This window comes from Pseudomonas sp. TH43 (assembly GCF_016650635.1).
Classification (GTDB): Bacteria; Pseudomonadota; Gammaproteobacteria; order Pseudomonadales; family Pseudomonadaceae; genus Aquipseudomonas.
This window is the reverse complement of record NZ_JAEKFI010000001.1, coordinates 904,949-922,550: the sequence shown is the minus strand read 5'-3', so window position 1 is coordinate 922,550 and position 17,602 is coordinate 904,949. Positions and strand designations below refer to the sequence as shown.

Genomic DNA, 17,602 nt, shown 5'->3' with positions numbered 1-17,602 from the left:
TATCGGTGCTTTTTCCAGGTTGCTACGGTCGCATTCCCTGAATTTCGATGAGGCAACCATGGATCTCACCGCCATCCCTTTTGGTACCACCGATTGGTCAACCATCGAGCCAGTGGCGCATGCCGGCGAGATCGGCACGGCCTATTGGCGCACCTGCCAGTTCGGCTCGACGCGTGTGCGGATGGTCGAATACAGCCCCGGCTACCTGGCCGATCACTGGTGTTGGCGAGGGCACATTTTGTTGTGCCTTGAAGGGCAGTTGCTGACAGAACTGGAAGACGGCCGACAGTTCACCCTGACGGCGGGCATGAGTTACCAAGTGGGCAATGATGCCGAAGGTCATCGTTCGTCCACCGCCACCGGCGCAAAATTATTCATCGTGGATTAACCAAATCCCGACCTGTAGGAGCTGCGGGACGCTGCGATCTTTTGATCTTGATGTGAAAAATCAAAAGATCGCAGCGTGCCGCAGCTCCTACAGGGTTTTGGGTTCGGCACGCGCCCTTTCTGTTCAGGATCAACGTGCCCCGGTATCGCCGCGAGGGCGTTTATTCAATGACGGGATACCACGTTGCATAGTTGTCATTGAACGCGTTCAGCAACGGAAATTCTTCGTTGCGATCACCCTCTACGACGGCGTTTTTGCGCTCGAACGCTTCGCCCATGTGCTTTTGGCAGAGGTCTTTAGGCACATAACACAGGCCATGCCAGCGATGGCGCCAGGCAAGCAATTGCCGATCATTTTCAACGATGTACACCGTTTTGCTCAGCGACTTGCGCAGGCGAGGGGCCGAATCGCCTTTGAGCGACCTTGGCACACGAACTTCCTGCCCGAACACGTCCCACCCGGCCCACTGGCTGTAAAAGCGCAAGCGAGTGTCGTTGTTGACCGAGAGAAATTCGTAGTAGGCAATGCCCGGCTTGGGCTGGGCGATTTCGCAGTAGTGGCGCATCAGCGTCGTGGAAATATTGGCGATCATGTCTTCAGAAAGATGATTAACCACCTTCTGAAAATGATGGAGATTGTTAAAGCCGAATTCTTTGCTGAGATGGGTCAGTCGCTGGCAATACGTGTACTCGCCGATAACAGACACTTTGGCAAGCAACTTCAAATCATCCAGGCACTGCGCAGCATTCGAAGGGTTCATAGCATCACTCCTTTAGCCAAATCGAAGACGTGCCTCGACCAGCATGCTGCTTGCAGTGGCTAAACAAGTGGTAAGTTCACTTGGATTTTTCGTATTTCCCATCGCAGCAGGGAGGCTACTTGTGCCTTCGCCAGATGAAATCATAAAGCGCCCACGCAAGTAAACCGTCAGGCGGGCTGCAATGGCCAAGGCGGCCAGTCGCGGTATAAAAAAACCGCGCCTACCCAGTAGACGCGGTTTTTCGCTTAAGCCCTTCAGGCGCTCACAGCGCCCACATTCGCACCAGCGCAAAGTCCAGATCTACGTTGATGCTCTGGCGGCCAGCGACCCATTCATCGTTACGAAGGCGTTGGCCGGTACTCGTCTCGGTAGCACCTTTGGCGATCACCAGAATAAACAGCCGGGTAGGGCACTCAAACGCATTCAGCCGTTCGACATCGGCCCGCACGGACCAATCGCCGTCCAGGCACTTGGCGTAGGAAACATCGCCCAGACATTTGACTTCAGCGACCATCGTTGGCTTACCGTCTTCACCCAGCGCATACAGATCCGCTTTGCGTCGATCGCCGATTGGCAGGTCCGTCCAGATGTCCAGTTCATCGTTGAACCAGGCATGAAGGCTGATCTGGGCTTGAATCCAGTGTTCACGGCAACTGCTGAGTTGCAGCACTTGCTCAAGACTCTTTTCCATATCGCGAAAGGCTCGTTCGAATAAGCCCAGCCATTGAGTCGTGTCCATCTCGCACTCCCTGTGTCATCAAATTTGAGGCGCGATTATGAACGAGAACAATCCCAAACACCTCACTGTGTAGGAGCAAGGCTTGCCCGCGATGACATTGAGTCAGCCAGCATCGCCATTGCCTGACTCATCGCCTTCGCGGGCAAGCCTTGCTCCTACAGATAGCCTGCGCCCCCAGCTCTTCGTAGGAGCCGGGCTTGCCCGCGAAGGCGTCCGATTGGCCAACCCGTCTATCCCGGACGCACCACGATCACCCTCCACGTGGACAGATCACGCACCCCACGGCCCAATCGCGCAGCCATTTCCTTTCAAAGCAAAACTGTCATATTCAGTATCACTTGCTTACCCATAGTGACCAGCCCAACGCTAATCCAATGAGGCTGCACTGTGTTTCAACGTCTTCTGTGTTCGCTGTCCGTACTGAGCCTGTCCGTCGCCGCCGCCCACGCTGCCGAGTCCGCGCCCCTGGACACGCCGCGCCTGAAAAGCATCGACAACTTCCGCGATATCGCCGGTATCACCACCGCGTACTCCACGGCCCACGACGGCACGATGCGCAGCGGCGTGTTCTATCGCTCCAATGCGATCACGCCATCGGCAGCGGATCTGGCCACGCTGAACAGCCTCGGCATCAAAGCGGTGTACGACCTGCGCACCCCGAGTGAAATCGCTGGCACACCGGACACCATGCTGACCGGCGCGACCTACCAGAACATCGACATCATCGGCGACACCACCTCCGGCTCAAACATCACCAACATCTCGTTCAAAAGCGCCGCCGACGCCATCGCCATGATGGAACAGACCAACCGCGCCTTCGTCAGCGACGCCGGCATGCGCAGCCAGTTCGGCAACCTGTTCAACGCACTCGCCAGCGTCGACGCCGCGCAACTGTTCCACTGCACCGCCGGCAAAGACCGCACCGGCTGGACCGCCGCCGTGTTGCAAAGTATCGCCGGTGTCGACAACGCGACGATCATGGCTAACTACCTCGCGACCAACGACTACACCGCTGCCCGAGTCGCCGCCACGTTGAAGGCGATGCCACCGAGCATGGCCGCCGTCTACGGCCCACTGCTCGGCGTCCAGGCCCGCTACCTGCAAGCCGGCCTCGACGAAGTCACCGCGCAATACGGCACGATGGACCATTACCTCAAACAAGGCCTCGGCCTGTCCCAGGAAACCATTTACGTGCTGCGCGGCAAACTCGTCGAATACAACAGCCTGCCGGGTCAGGCCGCGCTGATCGGCAACGCCGCCGCTGGCGCCGAATTGCTCCGCGAATTGCAGAACACCGAGCTGTCCGGCACCTACAGCGCCTACAACTATTACCTGCAATCGGCGATCGACGCCGGCACCCTCGGCGGAGTCGAATCCCAGGTCGGCGGCCAGGTACACGCCGACGCCGCCAGCTACCTGCTGCGCCAAAACGCGCTGATCGAACAAGCCGCCGCACCGTTCGCCAGCGGCAGCGACCTCAAAGTCGGCCAATACCGCTTGTGGACGACTGCGCTGGCCGGCTACCTCGGCACCGACGGCTCGTCCCACGCCGACAGCAGCAACGAGCACAGCCAAGGCCTGATGGTCGGCATCACCCAACGCTTCAGCGAACAACTCAGCGCACGCGGCGGTTTCGGCTACAGCAAAGGCACCGTCGGCGGCGCAGGTGGCGAAGCCGATACCGACTTCACCTTCCTCAACGTCGGCGCCCGCTACGGCTTCACCAGCCTGGAACAAGGTCTTTTCCTCGACGCCAACGCCAGCGCCGGCTACATCGACTACGACAGCAAACGCGACCTCGGCGGCGGCCTCGGCACCGCGAAGGGCAACACCCACGGCAACCTTACCGGCGCCACGTTAGCCCTCGGCTACCGCGCCCCGGTCAACGGCATGACCTTCGAGCCGAGCCTGGGCTTTCGAGTCAGCCACCTCGACCTCAACGGCTTTAAAGAGAAGGGCAGCGAACTGGCTCTCGACGTCGACGACAACACCGCCACCCGCCGCAGCGCCGTCGCCAACCTCAACGTCGCCTTCGCGCCCGTGGCGATGGGCAGTTGGCAATTGGTGCCGGGCGTGCAAGTGGGCTACGAACGCACACTGGGCGACAACCAAGTCGACAGCCAAAGCCACTTGCTGGGGCTCGACATCGAACAACGCGCCGCGTTTGATAATCGCGACCAATTCAGCGGCGGGGTAAACGTCATGGCCAGCCTTGGCGCCCTGAGCCTGGGCGCAGAAGTGGGCGCCAATGGCGGCGGCGACAGCCACGGCTTCAGCGGCGGGCTGAAGGCCAGCTACGCGTTCTAAAAGAAGGGATAACACGACCCAAATCCAAAAAACACCACAAATCCCTGTGGCGAGGGGATTCATCCCCGTTGGGCTGCGCAGCGGCCCCAAAAAATCAGGCCTGCTACGCAGCCCAACGGGGATAAATCCCCTCGCCACAATGGTGTTCCAAGCTACTAATTGATCCTCTCAAAACCATCAGCCTGACTCTGCAGCCTTGCGGTTCAACCAACAATCTGGAGAATGACCCTAACCCCTGTGCCCCAAAAAATCAGGCCTGCTGCGCAGTCCAACGGGGATGAATCCCCTCGCCACAATGGTGTTCCAAGCTACTAATTGATCCCCCCAAAACCATCAGCCTGAACCTGCAGCCTTGAGGTTCAACTAACAATCTGGAGAATGACCCTAACCCCTGTGGCGAGGGGATTTATCCCCGTTGGGCTGCGCAGCGGCCCCAAAAAATCAGGCCTGCTACGCAGTCCAACGGGGATAAATCCCCTCGCCACAATGGTGTTCCAAGCTACTAATTGATCCCCCCAAAACCATCAGCCTGAACCTGCAGCCTTGAGGTTCAACCAACAATCTGGAGAATGACCCTAACCCCTGTGGCGAGGGGATTCATCCCCGTTGGACCGCGCAGCGGCCCCAAAAAATCAGGCCTGCTACGCAGTCCAACGGGGATAAATCCCCTCGCCACAATGGTGTTCCAAGCCACTAATTGATCCCCCCAAAACCATCAGCCTGACTCTGCAGCCTTGCGGTTCAACCAACAATCTGGAAAATTACCCTAACCCCTGTGGCGAGGGGATTCATCCCCGTTGGGCTGCGCAGCGGCCCCAAAAAATCAGGCCTGCTACGCAGTCCAACGAGAATGAATCCCTCGCCACAAGTTACCTTGTCAAACTGTTACCCCTAACCCCGAGCCCGAAGCTCCGCCGGACTCACCCCATACGCCCCCTGAAAATACTGACAAAACCGCCCCACATTACTAAACCCAAACCGCAACGCCACCTCCGTCACCGACCCCGAATCCCGGTGCTTCAACACCTCATAAGCCCGCTCCAGCCGCACCTGCCGCTGATACCCCACAATCGACATCCCGACAAACCGCCGAAACCCCTCCTGCAACGCCCGCTGACTCACATTGCTCAAGCGCGCCAGATCCACACCGCTCACCAATTGCTCCGGATGCGCCTGAATAAACTCCACCGCCAACTTCACATGTCGCGGCGCAACCATCGCCGTAGGCCGCCGCAGCGCCTCGGAAAAGTTATGCGGCCACGCCTCCAGCACCGCATCAATCAACATCTCCCGCAACCGCGACGGCATCAACGTCCCGCTGTTGATCAACAAATCAAACGCCGTCCCCGTTGCCAGATCAATCAACGCCTTGATCCCCTGAAACGCCGCCGAATCCAGATTCACACTCGGCTCAAACACAATCCTTTCCAGAATCGGTTTACCCAACAACGCCGCCAACCGCTCAGTGAGCTGATGCCGATTGATCGACATCCCGTGATGCGCGTGGCCATCAAAAAAGCGCATCGAGCGGATGTCAGCCTTATCGATCGCCAAACCAACCTGGCGAACGCCGATGGACTCGGTCGCGTGGTTGAACACAATCTTGCCGGCCGTGGGGATGACGAACGTGATCTCATCCTGTGGGTCGGGGAAGGCAACGGTAAAATCCCCGCGATAATGCATCCGCCGAAAACTCACCCCCTCATGCCGCCCATAAACCCCACCAATGATGATGTTCGCCGGCAGCGGCGGATTGTCCGCATAGCGATTACCAAACAACTTCGAAAAAAGTGCACCGAAGTCGTCCGAACGGAGGTTGTCGGAGCGCAGGATGATTTGCTGGCGAACGGGAGACGGAAACACCTTGGCGGCAACTTCGGTTGGGGGCTCTAGGACAGGGGTGTGGGGCAGGGCGCCGAGAAGACTAGCAGAGGAAATATGACGCGTTTGTGACAGCCTGAAACATGCCGTAACACCGCCGCGCCACGTCTAAGCAAAGGACACTCGGCAGGCCATTGCCGACATGGCAACCTGCTCGCCACTGTACTCAGCGAGCAAACACAGGCCCCGCGCCAAGCCCCAGGCCTTGTTTGACCCGCCCTGAAAGCCTAAAAAACATTGGAGCGGCAATGCAAGCCAACACGCAAACACTCCCCATCACCCTGACCCCGGAACTCGACTTCGACCAAACCGCCGCCAGCGCTTTCGGCGAATCGCTGACCGGCGAATACACCCAAGCCACGCCATTCCCGCACATCGTCATCGACAACTTCCTGCACGCCGACGTCATCGCCAGCATCCGCGAACACTTCCCGGTCGAACCGACCAACAACGAACAAATCTACGAGCGCGGCTACAAAGGCCAACTCAAACGCCAGATCAGCCCCAACGCCTGCAGCCCGTACCTGAAGAACGTGTTCAACACCTTCAACTCCGCACCCATGCTGGAGTTCCTCGAAAAACTCACCGGCATTCAAGGGCTGATTCCTGACCCTTATTTCGCAGGCGGCGGATTACACGAAACCAAAACCGGCGGCTTCCTGGGCGTGCACTCGGATTTCCGCCTGAACAAAAAGCTCAATGTTGAAAGGCGCTTGAACGTGATTGTTTACCTGACCGAGGATTGGCAGGAGGCGTACGGCGGCAACCTGGAGCTTTGGGATGTAGGGATGAAGAAATGCCTGAAGAAGGTGCTGCCGGTTTATAACCGCTGTGTGATTTTTAATACGGACAAGGACAGCAACCACGGGCATCCGGAGCCGTTGACTACGCCGGAAGGCATTACGCGGCGGTCGATTGCGCTTTATTACTACACGGCGAGTGGGGTGGGTGGGGAGCCGGGGCAGAGGAATAAAACGCACTATAAGCCGCGGCCGAAGGATCGGTGGAGTTTGAGGTATTACGTGAGTAAGTTGTTTAAGAAGAAGGGGTGAGGTTTGCACTCGTGAATTCAGATATTTTTTGAGCGCTGGATGATTATCGGCTTGATTGAGTTAGGTCTGCTGCTTTCGGTCAGAATTCGCCATGCTTGAAGGGCGGCTTTCGGCCAGAAGCCGCCACTGAACAGCCTGTCAGCGAGTCCATAGCCCGCTATCCGTTGACTGCTAACGCGGCAATCTGGCCAGGTTCGTATCACGTTTTTCTCTGCTCAGATCCGCATTTGTCATGATAGGATCCAAGAAAAGTTACGTCTTAGCGTGTAGCAAGAAATGTTAAGAAATAACGATGTCCTTAATAAGGGTTATAGGAGTCAGCGGAAGTACAATGAACATTACGAAAAAAACAACCTTGCCCTTTATTGGAATCAGCGCGGCTGTCGTTGGGGTATTACAGACACTTTTGTACGAACCCTTGATTGCAATTGCGCAAGCACAGTTTGGCGGCGTTCCTCTTCGACTGATTATGGAGATACTTTTAACCATTACAGCTCACTCAACTATTATTTCAATAATTCCGCTATTGCTGGCCGCCTTTAACAAGGTCGCCATAAGCTACATAGTCCTTTTTTTGTTTATATCTATATATGTACAAATCACAGTAGGTATAAACTCCATCGGCCCGACGCTAGCTGCTATAGCGTGTGTGATTTTAATTTTTTATGCATCTATAAAGGCAAGTGAGCTTATTCGGCAGTTTCGTGCGAAGTGAAATGCTATAAAACGTAGTCCAAGTGATTCGTCTCGCTCTCCGGGAGCTTCTGCTGCTCCGCAAACTAAGCTTCAGTGTGTGGCTGCTTTTGGGTCGAATGGCGCGCTGCTAACGGCCTATCGGGATTCAAAGAGGACTGATTCAAGTTCCTGGCCCAACGTTTGCCGCAAGCTACCAGTCCTCCGGTAGCAATTTGCGTTTATTCCGGGATCGTAAAAGGGGATGCGCTTATTGTCTGAAATAAATCCATCCCCTTTTCCCGTCAGTAGGCAAAAACCATTTAGGAAGCAGGCGTTTCCCCCGCGTAAACATAACCTCGCAAGCTTGTTTAAATTACACAATCCGTTACGCCACAAAGGCTACAACGCCTTGCGCCGTTGCCTACGCGTACGCCAGAATCCGCCGGCATACACGACTATCGATCGGGCTATATCGTTTCCCTGTCACTGCAAAACAGTGATCGGGTTTGGTAGCCCGGTGTTAGTTGTACAGCCCACTGTCGTCGAGATTTCTCGCTCGATTATGGTGGCCATGTATAGGGCGTCCTAGGGCGCGCCGGATCCTAACACCCGGTCTACCAACCTCTGCATGGCCGCCACCCTTCGTTTGGTAGCGAAAGGGTGAAGCCTCCATTAAATGTGTTAGGAGCTTCATCTATGTTCAAAGTTACCCCAAACCCACCGGACGCCGATCCGATCCCGTACGACCCAACGCTCGAACCTCAAAAGATAAGAGAAGCGACCGACCGCGCCATCAATTTCTATCTCAACCCCGGCTCACTGAAGCTCTCAATCCCATCCCGCAAAACCAGCAAGATCTTCCTCATCGATCCCGCCGTGGACGAAGAAACTCTCCTCCTCGAAGCCTGCGAGTCGTTGGCCGCCGCCAGTGACATGGCACGTGACATGAGCGATGTCGTCGACAACTCACAACGCCGAACCATGCTGATGCTGCATCAGGTGATCATGCTGAGTGAGTTGATGGTCAATCGAGTGCTGGATGGTCGCCGTTTGCCAAACTAGTCGGCAGGCTAGTGGATGAGGGGGCTTGCCCCTCAATACACAAATGCCATCGCCCTGAATTCCGTGTAGGAGCTGCCGGAGGCTCGGGCCGCGTTCGGACGATCTTTTGATCTGCTTTTTCAAAAGATCGTCCGAACTCGGTCCGAGCCTCCGGGAGCTCCTACATGGGTCGACAATTCCGCGGTGGTCATTTTCGCGAAGTGCCCGATGGGTACTTGTTTGGAGTTCCTGATGTCTGAAACCACAACCCCTTCGGCGGTTACAGATCCGATATCGCCGTACGAATCCTTCGGTTCAAGAAAGCTCCACGAAGCTGCCGAACGTGCCCTCGATCATTACCTTTTGCCGGCAGCCACGAGTATGGCCGCGCCCTACAGTCCCAGCAGCATGTTCATGGTCAACCCGCAAACCGATACTGAGTCATTGCTGGCGAACGCTTGCGAATCCCTGGCTTCGGCGACGGTGATGCTCGGTGACTTCGCCGGGATGCTGGAGGGGCCTAACCGTCACACCTTGCAAGGCATCGCTCAAGTCGTGATGTTGGGGGAATTGGCGGTCAATAAGGCGCTGGACAACGTCGAACTGAAGCAGTCGGTTACAGAGCCTGGTACCGGCCTGAAATAGGCTGAGCGACTAACAATTTGTGGCGAGGGAGCTGGCTCCCGCTTGGGTGCGAAGTGTCCTTTCACCACGCAACGAGGGACGGCGCCCGTGCGCAGTCCCTCAGCACAACCGCTTGCGCACTGCCTTCAGCACCGCTTCGATATGCCAGGTTTCGACGCCGATGACGACGGCTTCACCGGCATCTGGCAACAACTCGATTTGCGTGGTGATGCCTTGTTCGCCAAGCAGTCGCTGTGCGTTTTTCAGAAGCATGCGTGTACCCGTGAGCCATAACCGTTGTTGGCCCGTCAGCAACGCAAGGGTTTGCGGGTAGGTGCACTGCAGTTTTTGGCGCAGATTGATCAGCGCCGGTTTATCAGCCCGGTCCAGTGCCGGGGTCAGTACATATTGTTTGCCCGCCGCCGCCTCCAGGTCGTATTTGTCCTGCAGATACTCCTCGACAGTGATGCAACTGACGACCATCTCACGCTCGCCCGTGAAGACGTTGATCAAGTGCGCATTAACACCGACATAGCAGAACTCCGTCATGCCGTGGACGACGTAATCCTCGCTGTTGCAGCGAATGACCCAGTAATCCCCGTTGGCGGACAGCTCACAGTTCTGAATGACAAAGCGCTCGGGTTTGCCATCTCTCATGGCACCGTCAAACAGCGCGAGTACGATTGCGCACGCCTGGTCTGCGGTCAGTTTGGTGTTGCGCTCGCTCATGCTTTGCCAAAACCAAACAATGAACGCAGCCAGCCTGTCGACTTTCGCTCATAGAAGGGCGCGGTTTGTTTGAGGAAATAGTCGCTCAGGCCTGTTTCGCCTTCGCTGACGCGGTACAGATCAACGGGCTCGCCATCCGGCGCGGTGTCCCCTGCGACGTTTCCGGCTTCGCGCATGACCCGTTCAATGTCGCCGTCCGCTTCGATGCCGACGATCAGGTGAGGCTTTTGATCCGTCGAGGCGTCATGCATCAATGCCAGAAACGCACGTTTTACGTTGCTATGTTTGGCGAGCAGTTGCGTGAGCGAATTGATCATCTTCGTCGGATACTGCGACGGTTGGCCGAGCAGCACTTGGGTGTCTTTTTCGACGGTGCGCTGTGTTGGTATTTGGCCGATTTCATCGGAGAGCAGGTTGCGTACTTCTTCCGGGTAGAACTCTTTGCCATACGGCGACTTTGGATTGAGAAAAAGTTGCGCGCCCAAGGTGATTTCGAACAGGGCTCTGGCCGGGATTTCTATGTAGGACTGTTCGCTGTCGATGGACTTTTGCAGGGTTTGCAGTGAAGAGAAAAACGGGATGACCGCGGAGCCGTCGGGTTTTTGCCAATGCGCGATGCTGATATTGCTGCCCGCCTCAAGGTGGGCCGGGCCTTCGCCGGTGCCGGTGGTGCCGAGTACGTAGATCGTCGAGCCCAACAGGGCTTTGAGAAAATCGGGTCGGTGCGCAGGCTCATCCGCCGCCAGGCGCAGTGATTGTTCGAGGGCGTTTTCTTTCTGGGTATGGGTGATGTCCATCGTTCGTTCCATAAAAACAGACAGTGAGTGAATGGCAGAGCAGGTCAGTCGCTGCTGCACCCTAGCAGAATCCAGCGTTTGCCTTGCGCGTGTATGTCGTAGGCAAACTCCCAGAAAACCGGATAAGCCGGATGCCCCTCTACGTATCGGAAGGCACTGATGTGGTCAGCCTCATTGACGTGGGCGAGTTGCATTATTTCGCTGGCAAGTTGGTTGATTTCATCGCGCTTGACGTCAAGGTCTTCGGGGCCGCTGCCTTCATCGCCGGCATACAGCAGCATTTCGAGCACTTCCGTTTGCACTTCTGCAACTGACATGGCGGTGATGTTGGCAACCACGCTGCGCCGTGAGACGGCATGTTCGAGGGCATCGACTAATGGCTGACTCGCATCGAGCGGGCCATAAACGTTTACCCATACCTCGTAGTTGTAGCCGTAGAGGAGATGTTCCAGTCGCTGGAACGCTTCAGGCCGGTTGTCGTGACTGACTTTCATAATTCTTCCTTGCAGTGGCAGTACCGTGAGCAGTTTTTCACGCGCTTGTGAAAACAGGAAGAACGGCAGTCGAATGAAGCGCAAACGGGTTAAGCCTTTGGAGCCGGGATTGTTTTTGATTGGCGGCATGGTCAATTGGCAAACGAAATAAGCATGTCCAGGATGTTGATGAGCACGTAGAGCAGGGTAATGGTCGCAGAGGCTTTGGGCGAGCGGGTTGGCTTGAAACGGCGTGACATTGACGTTCTAAATCGCTTGATGAAAAAGGCGCCATCGACCAATACCGCTGTGGGCATGTCTTCTTCCTGATTACAAAACGCCCAAGGGTTTGGCGCGTCCTGGATGGTTAGGACGGCCTACTGCCTTGGGCGGGATGGGAGTAGATCAGGTGGGTCGATAGAGGCAGGCCATTCACTCACTGCAATCCACTGACAGCTCAATGGTCGCGGCGAAATCCCACGCCCGCATGACTTGGGTGATCGCCGCATCAACGCGCTCAAGCGGCGTATCGTCCCGGGCGAGGATAGAAATGCCTTGGAGGAAGCTGTCGAACGCCGTCGCAAGGGCGCGGGATTCAGGTTGGTCGGGTAACTGACCGGCAGCGATACCGCGCTCGACGCACACCAGCATCCCCGCGCGCGTGCGGGCGCGGGACTGGGTGAGGGCTTCGACGACGCCGGCGTTTTCCGGGCTGGGCGCGCTCATCACGCCGAGGGTGACCATGCAGCCCTTGGGGTGGCCGTCGTCACACTGCATGCGCGCCGATTGGCGCAGGGCAGTTTCGATGGCTTGGCGTGGCGGCAGGGTTGCGTCCCACAGGCATTCGGTGACTTGGGCGTAGGTGGCCAGGTAACGCTGCACGCACTCATCGAACAGGGCTTCTTTGGAACCGAACGCGGCGTAGAAGCTCGGCGCGGAAATGCCGCCGCCCAGTTCTGCCTTCAACAGGGCGAGGGAGGTCGAGTCGTAGCCGTGTTGCCAGAACAATTGCATGGCCTGGTCGACGGCGTCGTCGCGATCGAATGCGCGGGGGCGACCGGTTCTCGCCATATCAAACACTCCTCGGAAAGTGATTTGGATACTAGTCGATACATAAGTCGTTGACAACGACCGGCGACTGCCGCCAGTATTTTATATCGATCGGTATTTAAGTCTGAAATTCTCTTCTCAAGGAGTACCCCGTGACACCCTCACTCACTTTATCGGCAGCGCCGAAAAGCCTGCCCATCGGCGCGTTGCTCGCGCTGGCCATGACGGGCTTCATTTGCATCGTCACCGAAACCCTGCCTGCCGGCTTGTTGCCATTGATCAGTGAAGGTCTGGCGATTTCTCCGTCGATGGCCGGGCAGATGGTGACCGCGTACGCGCTGGGTTCAGTGGTGGCGGTTATCCCTCTGACTATCGCCACTCGCGGCTGGCGCCGGCGCAATGTGTTGTTGCTGACCATCGTCGGTTTCCTGCTGTTCAATTCCATTACGGCGTTGTCGTCGCACTACGGTGTGACGCTGGTGGCGCGCTTCTTCGCCGGTGTCTCGGCAGGGCTCGCGTGGAGCCTGTTGGCCGGCTATGCCCGCCGCATGGTCGAGCCCGATCAACAGGGCAAGGCGTTGGCGCTGGCCATGGTCGGTACGCCGATTGCGCTGTCGCTCGGTGTACCCCTCGGCACATGGCTGGGTGGCCTTGTGGGCTGGCGCACCGCGTTCGGGATCATGTCTGCACTGACCTTGATTCTGATTGTCTGGGTGCTGGTGAAAGTGCCTGACTACCCACCGCAACCCGCGCATCAGCGCCTGTCGCTGCGCAGCGTTCTGGCCATGCCGGGTGTGCGTCCGGTGCTGGCGGTGGTGATCAGCTGGATGCTGGCGCACAACATTCTCTATACCTACATCGCACCGTTTGTGGCGCCCGCGGGGTTGGCGGATCGCGTGGATCTGGTGCTGTTGGTGTTTGGTATCGCGGCGCTGGTGGGGATCTGGCTGACGGCCAAACTGGTGGAGCCGCTGTTGCGCAAAACCACGTTGGCGAGCCTGGCGACGTTTGCGCTGGTGTGTGTGGCGCTGGGTTTTCTTGGCCGTCTGCCGGAGGTGATCTACATCGGTGTGGCGGTGTGGGGATTGAGTTTTGGCGGCGCGGCGACGTTGCTGCAAACGGCGTTGGCGGATGCGGCAGGTGACGGCGCAGACGTGGCGTTGTCGTTGAATGTGGTGGCGTGGAACAGCGCGATCGCCGGCAGCGGCGTGGTCGGCGGCGTGTTGCTTGACCGTTGGGGTGTCGCCTCGTTTCCATGGGCCATGGTGGTGCTGGTCGCCGTAGGGTTTGCAATTGCCTGGCGCGCGCGCGGGCATGGCTTCAAGTCCGGGCCGCGCGGGTCCGGGCGACCTGCGGTGGCGGGGCACTGACGCAGGCGAAATGGTCGCTGCCGCGAAACGATGGGGTAGGATGCTCGCACACCGGAATAGGCCCTCTCGACCAAGGACGCGATATTTATGGAAACCCTCTTTTCTCAAGTTGGCGAGCGCTTGCACGACCGTCGATTCGCGGTAGCGGATAACACGCAGGGGCTGTCGGGTAGTGGGACGGTGTTTCACTACCGTATTGATGGCGTGGGGATTTCGAGCACTTATCAGGGTGGCCGGATTCGTCTGGGCCACCAAGTGGGACGTGTGACGGGGCCTGACACGATTGAGCTGCTGTTTCATTGCCTGACGACTGAGGATGAGATTTTGTCCGGCTGGTCGCGTGGCATTGTCGGTGTGGATGAGGCGGGGCGGACTACTTTGAGCTTTGTGTGGGGCTGGTTGTCGGGCGCGAGTGGGGGCGGGGAGTCGAGTTATGTTGAGGTTGTTGATTAGAGGCTTACCGGATTTCAGACAGCAAAACGCGCAATAGGAAGATAAGGCTGAAGCAGAAGCCTGCACGCCAGCCACTTCCTCAAGATTTGTAGGCAGAAGCGCGTTCAGTTGTAGCCTTGATGTGATGACGCTTCTTCAGATTCAGAATTTTCGCGAGCCCAACGATGTCGACGGACTACTTCATTGAAATCAGCCCCGAAGGGCCGCTACCGGCTTACTACCTCGTTGCCGAGCACCTATGGGGCCCGGGTTGCAATATCGATTCTGACGGTGACAGCAAAACCCCTGATGATCGCCACTGGACGGAGCTGACCCTGACACTCCGCACCAACCCCGGACTGCGTGTCGACGTCGATCGTGTTTCGATCAACCCGCTGGTATTGGTCGTCCGTTCAGAGAATGAAGCGGTGTGCGTGAGCACGGCCAGTTACATCATTTCTGTTGCCGGCGGCAGCATCGGGCCGACGGTTTGCAAGGAATAGAGGAGGGATATTTGATGAGCCAATTGTCAGCAATGATCGCGCAAGCGAGTACGGGGCTTTCCGTGCAGCAGCGTATTTCGGATGAGAAATGGGCGGCGATTGCGCACCAGTGTGGGGACGAAGAGGTGGCTGAAATACGCGATCGAATTGACGCGCTGCGGGCAGAGTTGGCGACGGTTGAGGATTGGGATGGCGATACTCAGGATGAAATTCATCTGGCGATTTCATACTTTTCCCGGATGTTGAGGATCGCTACTGGCGGCGTCTGACGTTTCGCACCACCAACATCCCAGGCTGCCCCCCCGTAGGAGCTGCGGCACGCTGCGATCTTTTGATTTGGATTGTAAAAACAAGATCAAAAGATCGCAGCGTGCCGCAGCTCCTACAGGGGGATGGTGGTTAAGGGGCGTTTTGCAGGAGGTGGCTGAGGGTTTGCAGTTCGCCTTTTTCTACGTCGGAGACGAGGACGTAGCGCATGTGGTTGGTTTGCCATGAGACGACGTTGAAGCCTCGGATTGACTGGGCTTGCTGCGGTTTGTCGGCGTCGGGGGTGGGCAGTATGAACACGTTGATGATGTGTTTGGCGTGGCCGTAGCTGAGGGCAGCGGCGGTTTGGTGCTGCAGGTAATCGAGACGTCCTCCGAGCAGCGGGAAGCCTTGCGCGGTGTAGTCGAACACCGGCGGCGAGAAATCGAGTTTGCCGGTGAACCATGGTTTGACGGTGTGGCGATCAGACGAGACGACGTCGTTGAGGTGTTCGCCCATCAGCGAGCGCACGTGGCTGGAAACAGCTTCGTCCATCAACGGTTGTTCGCTGCCCGGCGTGGCGATGTAAAGCATCACCGCTAGCGCTAACGCCGTCGCGGAGAACGCTGGGGCGAACCACTTGCGCCAGCGTTCCATAAAGCCAATCGCAGGTGTTTCAGGCGCAAAGAGATTGGCGGCCAACGATGCCGGCGCCGGGTAATACGCGGCATGGCGCTTCACGCTGACCTTCAGCGCTTTCAATTCTTCATATACCCGTGAGCATTCAATACACGCAACCAAATGCGCAGCCACATCCGCAGCCGACGCAGGCTCAAGCTCCTGGTCCGCATAGACCTGCAACCGTTCCCGGCACACCGGGCAATCAAGTTCATTCATGATCGTGCAACTTCAGTAATTCAACTTTGAGCATCGCGCGTGCCCGGGCCAGTCGCGACATGACGGTGCCGATGGGGATGTCGACCACCAGGGCGATGTCTTTGTAGGGCAGGTCTTCGAGTTCTTTGAGCACGATCACCTCGCGATACGCTGGCGGCAGAGCGCTCAGGGCTTGCTGGAGCAATGCAGCGTTTTCCGTGTGAATGGCGAGCAATTCCGGGGTCTGGCTGTGGCTGAGCGCGCCTTCGTGCTCGCCGATGTCGTCATCGATAGCCACCCAATGGCGCCCGGCCGAGGCTTTGAGCCAGGTGTAGCTTTCGTTGCGCACGATGGTCAGGAACCACGCTTTGGCGTTGCCATCGGCGAAACGCTGCAAAAACCGGAAGGCGCGCAGGGCGCTTTCCTGCACGACGTCGCGCGCGGCGCTGTCGTTGCCGGTGAGCCAGCGCGCGAGGTTGTAAGCGGCGTCCAGATGGGGCGCTATCAGTTCCTCAAATCGCTTCATGGTCGGTTCCGCACCGTCACACCTCTATAACCGTGCTGCGTGGGCGTTTATTCCCGCGAAAGTATTTATTTTTCGACGCGGAATAAACTCGCAGCCCGCAAGGTTTACCTCGTGTCAGCTACATCACTGTAGTCCGCCCGCGAGGACATACCGATGGACATGCACACAAAACCTCAACGTCGCACCGACGGTTTGCTCAACCCTGACCGGCGCACGCTGCTCAAGTGCTCGGCGTGGGCCGGAGCTGGAGTGATCTGGGCCCTGCACGGCGGCATTCCGAAAGCTTTTGCGCTGGACGAGGCGGGTAATGTCAGCGATCCCAAAGCGCTGGCCAGCACCTTTCACTTCGTGCAGATCAGCGACTCGCACATCGGCTTCAACAAGGAGGCCAATCCGGAACCGGTGAAGACGCTGCAAGTGGCGATCGACAAGGTCATCGCGCTGCCGAAACGACCGTCGCTGATCCTGCATACCGGCGACATCACCCACCTGTCGAAAGCCGAGGAGTTCGACACTGCGGCGCAGTTGCTCAAGGGCCTGCCGGCCACCGTGCATTACGTGCCGGGCGAGCACGACACCCTCGATGCGGGTGGCGGCGCGCTGTATCTGGAGCGCTACGGCAAGGGCACCAAAGGCAATGGCTGGTACAGCTTCGACGACCACGGCGTGCATTTCATTGCGTTGGTGAACGTCTTCAATTTTCAGGCCGGGCGTGAAGCCAATCTGGGCGCCGATCAACTCGCCTGGCTGGCCGATGACTTGCGCGCGGTGTCGAGCAGTACGCCCATCGTCGTGTTCACGCACATTCCGCTGTGGACGATTTATCAGCCGTGGGGCTGGGGCACCGAGGATGGCGATCAGGCGATCGCGATGCTGCGCAAGTACGGTTCGGTGACGGTGCTGAACGGGCACATTCATCAGGTAATTCAGAAAGTCGAAGGCAACATCACCTTCCACACCGCCCGTGGCACGGCCTACCCGCAACCAGCACCCGGCGCGGCGCCGTCACCAGGGCCGATGACCGTCGCGGCGGATCAGTTGCGCAATTATCTGGGGCTCACCGATGTGCGCGCGACACAGGGCGATCATCCGTTGGCGCTGATCGATTCGACATTGGTTTAAGGGGAGGGCGG

At 57.7% G+C, this 17,602-nt stretch carries 21 protein-coding genes; 11 read left to right on the top strand and 10 right to left on the bottom strand.

The window, feature by feature from the left end:
• Positions 1-58 precede the first annotated feature (58 nt).
• Positions 59-388 carry a DHCW motif cupin fold protein gene (locus JFT81_RS04040; protein WP_201226211.1) on the top strand — a complete coding sequence of 110 codons (330 nt, stop codon included), beginning with the start codon at positions 59-61 and terminating at the stop codon, positions 386-388.
• A 160-nt stretch (positions 389-548) separates the two neighbouring features.
• Here the strand turns inward: JFT81_RS04040 and JFT81_RS04035 are convergent, their stop codons facing one another.
• Both JFT81_RS04035 and JFT81_RS04030 read right to left on the bottom strand, forming a co-directional pair.
• A complete protein-coding gene (locus JFT81_RS04035; protein WP_201226210.1) occupies positions 549-1,148 on the bottom strand; it encodes a hypothetical protein in 600 nt (199 codons plus the stop codon).
• A gap of 262 nt (positions 1,149-1,410) precedes the next feature.
• The gene (locus JFT81_RS04030) at positions 1,411-1,887 is read right to left on the bottom strand and encodes a hypothetical protein (RefSeq protein WP_201226209.1); all 477 of its coding nucleotides are present in this window, start codon (positions 1,885-1,887) and stop codon (positions 1,411-1,413) included.
• A gap of 387 nt (positions 1,888-2,274) precedes the next feature.
• Here JFT81_RS04030 and JFT81_RS04025 point away from each other — a divergent pair, with 387 nt between their 5' ends.
• On the top strand, positions 2,275-4,194 hold the full coding sequence (locus JFT81_RS04025; protein ID WP_201226208.1) for a tyrosine-protein phosphatase: 1,920 nt from the start codon (positions 2,275-2,277) through the stop codon (positions 4,192-4,194).
• A gap of 891 nt (positions 4,195-5,085) precedes the next feature.
• Here JFT81_RS04025 and JFT81_RS04020 read toward each other — a convergent pair.
• A complete protein-coding gene (locus tag JFT81_RS04020; protein ID WP_201226207.1) occupies positions 5,086-6,057 on the bottom strand; it encodes a helix-turn-helix domain-containing protein in 972 nt (323 codons plus the stop codon).
• Between the two features lie 266 nt (positions 6,058-6,323).
• Here JFT81_RS04020 and JFT81_RS04015 point away from each other — a divergent pair, with 266 nt between their 5' ends.
• The 4 genes from JFT81_RS04015 to JFT81_RS04000 all read left to right on the top strand — a co-directional run bounded on the left by JFT81_RS04015 (position 6,324) and on the right by JFT81_RS04000 (position 9,488).
• Positions 6,324-7,127, top strand: a complete 804-nt coding sequence (locus tag JFT81_RS04015; protein ID WP_201226206.1) for a 2OG-Fe(II) oxygenase — start codon at positions 6,324-6,326, stop codon at positions 7,125-7,127.
• 331 nt (positions 7,128-7,458) lie between these two features.
• Positions 7,459-7,842, top strand: coding sequence for a hypothetical protein (locus tag JFT81_RS04010; protein ID WP_201226205.1), 384 nt, complete (start codon positions 7,459-7,461; stop codon positions 7,840-7,842).
• A 656-nt stretch (positions 7,843-8,498) separates the two neighbouring features.
• Positions 8,499-8,864, top strand: a complete 366-nt coding sequence (locus tag JFT81_RS04005; RefSeq protein WP_008080779.1) for a DUF6124 family protein — start codon at positions 8,499-8,501, stop codon at positions 8,862-8,864.
• A 231-nt stretch (positions 8,865-9,095) separates the two neighbouring features.
• Positions 9,096-9,488, top strand: coding sequence for a DUF6124 family protein (locus JFT81_RS04000; protein WP_201226204.1), 393 nt, complete (start codon positions 9,096-9,098; stop codon positions 9,486-9,488).
• 99 nt (positions 9,489-9,587) lie between these two features.
• Here JFT81_RS04000 and JFT81_RS03995 read toward each other — a convergent pair whose 3' ends face one another.
• From JFT81_RS03995 to JFT81_RS03975, 5 genes are all read right to left on the bottom strand, one after another.
• A complete protein-coding gene (locus JFT81_RS03995; RefSeq protein WP_201226203.1) occupies positions 9,588-10,196 on the bottom strand; it encodes a hypothetical protein in 609 nt (202 codons plus the stop codon).
• Positions 10,193-10,993, bottom strand: a complete 801-nt coding sequence (sseB, locus tag JFT81_RS03990; protein ID WP_201226202.1) for an enhanced serine sensitivity protein SseB — start codon at positions 10,991-10,993, stop codon at positions 10,193-10,195. Before sseB ends, JFT81_RS03995 begins: the two co-directional genes overlap by 4 nt.
• Before the next feature lie 44 nt (positions 10,994-11,037).
• The gene (locus JFT81_RS03985; protein WP_201226201.1) at positions 11,038-11,616 is read right to left on the bottom strand and encodes a hypothetical protein; all 579 of its coding nucleotides are present in this window, start codon (positions 11,614-11,616) and stop codon (positions 11,038-11,040) included.
• Between the two features lie 2 nt (positions 11,617-11,618).
• Positions 11,619-11,783 (bottom strand): hypothetical protein, encoded by a 165-nt coding sequence (locus JFT81_RS03980; RefSeq protein ID WP_201226200.1) that lies wholly within the window; start codon positions 11,781-11,783, stop codon positions 11,619-11,621.
• A gap of 115 nt (positions 11,784-11,898) precedes the next feature.
• Complete coding sequence (locus JFT81_RS03975) at positions 11,899-12,537, bottom strand: TetR/AcrR family transcriptional regulator (RefSeq protein WP_201226199.1); 639 nt, start codon at positions 12,535-12,537, stop codon at positions 11,899-11,901.
• 131 nt (positions 12,538-12,668) lie between these two features.
• Here JFT81_RS03975 and JFT81_RS03970 point away from each other — a divergent pair, with 131 nt between their 5' ends.
• The 4 genes from JFT81_RS03970 (at position 12,669) to JFT81_RS03955 (ending at position 15,090) form a co-directional block, all read left to right on the top strand.
• Positions 12,669-13,886: an MFS transporter gene (locus tag JFT81_RS03970; RefSeq protein ID WP_201226198.1), complete on the top strand. Its 1,218-nt coding sequence runs from the start codon at positions 12,669-12,671 to the stop codon at positions 13,884-13,886.
• Between the two features lie 87 nt (positions 13,887-13,973).
• The gene (locus tag JFT81_RS03965) at positions 13,974-14,339 is read left to right on the top strand and encodes a hypothetical protein (protein ID WP_201226197.1); all 366 of its coding nucleotides are present in this window, start codon (positions 13,974-13,976) and stop codon (positions 14,337-14,339) included.
• A gap of 164 nt (positions 14,340-14,503) precedes the next feature.
• On the top strand, positions 14,504-14,821 hold the full coding sequence (locus tag JFT81_RS03960) for a hypothetical protein (RefSeq protein ID WP_201226196.1): 318 nt from the start codon (positions 14,504-14,506) through the stop codon (positions 14,819-14,821).
• Positions 14,822-14,835: 14 nt separating this feature from the next.
• Positions 14,836-15,090, top strand: a complete 255-nt coding sequence (locus JFT81_RS03955; RefSeq protein WP_201226195.1) for a hypothetical protein — start codon at positions 14,836-14,838, stop codon at positions 15,088-15,090.
• 130 nt (positions 15,091-15,220) lie between these two features.
• Here JFT81_RS03955 and JFT81_RS03950 read toward each other — a convergent pair whose 3' ends face one another.
• Entirely contained in the window at positions 15,221-15,964 is a 744-nt protein-coding gene (locus JFT81_RS03950; RefSeq protein WP_201226194.1) for an anti-sigma factor, read from the bottom strand.
• Complete coding sequence (locus JFT81_RS03945; RefSeq protein ID WP_201226193.1) at positions 15,957-16,469, bottom strand: sigma-70 family RNA polymerase sigma factor; 513 nt, start codon at positions 16,467-16,469, stop codon at positions 15,957-15,959. Before JFT81_RS03945 ends, JFT81_RS03950 begins: the two co-directional genes overlap by 8 nt.
• A gap of 153 nt (positions 16,470-16,622) precedes the next feature.
• Here JFT81_RS03945 and JFT81_RS03940 point away from each other — a divergent pair, with 153 nt between their 5' ends.
• The gene (locus JFT81_RS03940; protein ID WP_201226192.1) at positions 16,623-17,591 is read left to right on the top strand and encodes a metallophosphoesterase; all 969 of its coding nucleotides are present in this window, start codon (positions 16,623-16,625) and stop codon (positions 17,589-17,591) included.
• Positions 17,592-17,602: the final 11 nt, after the last annotated feature.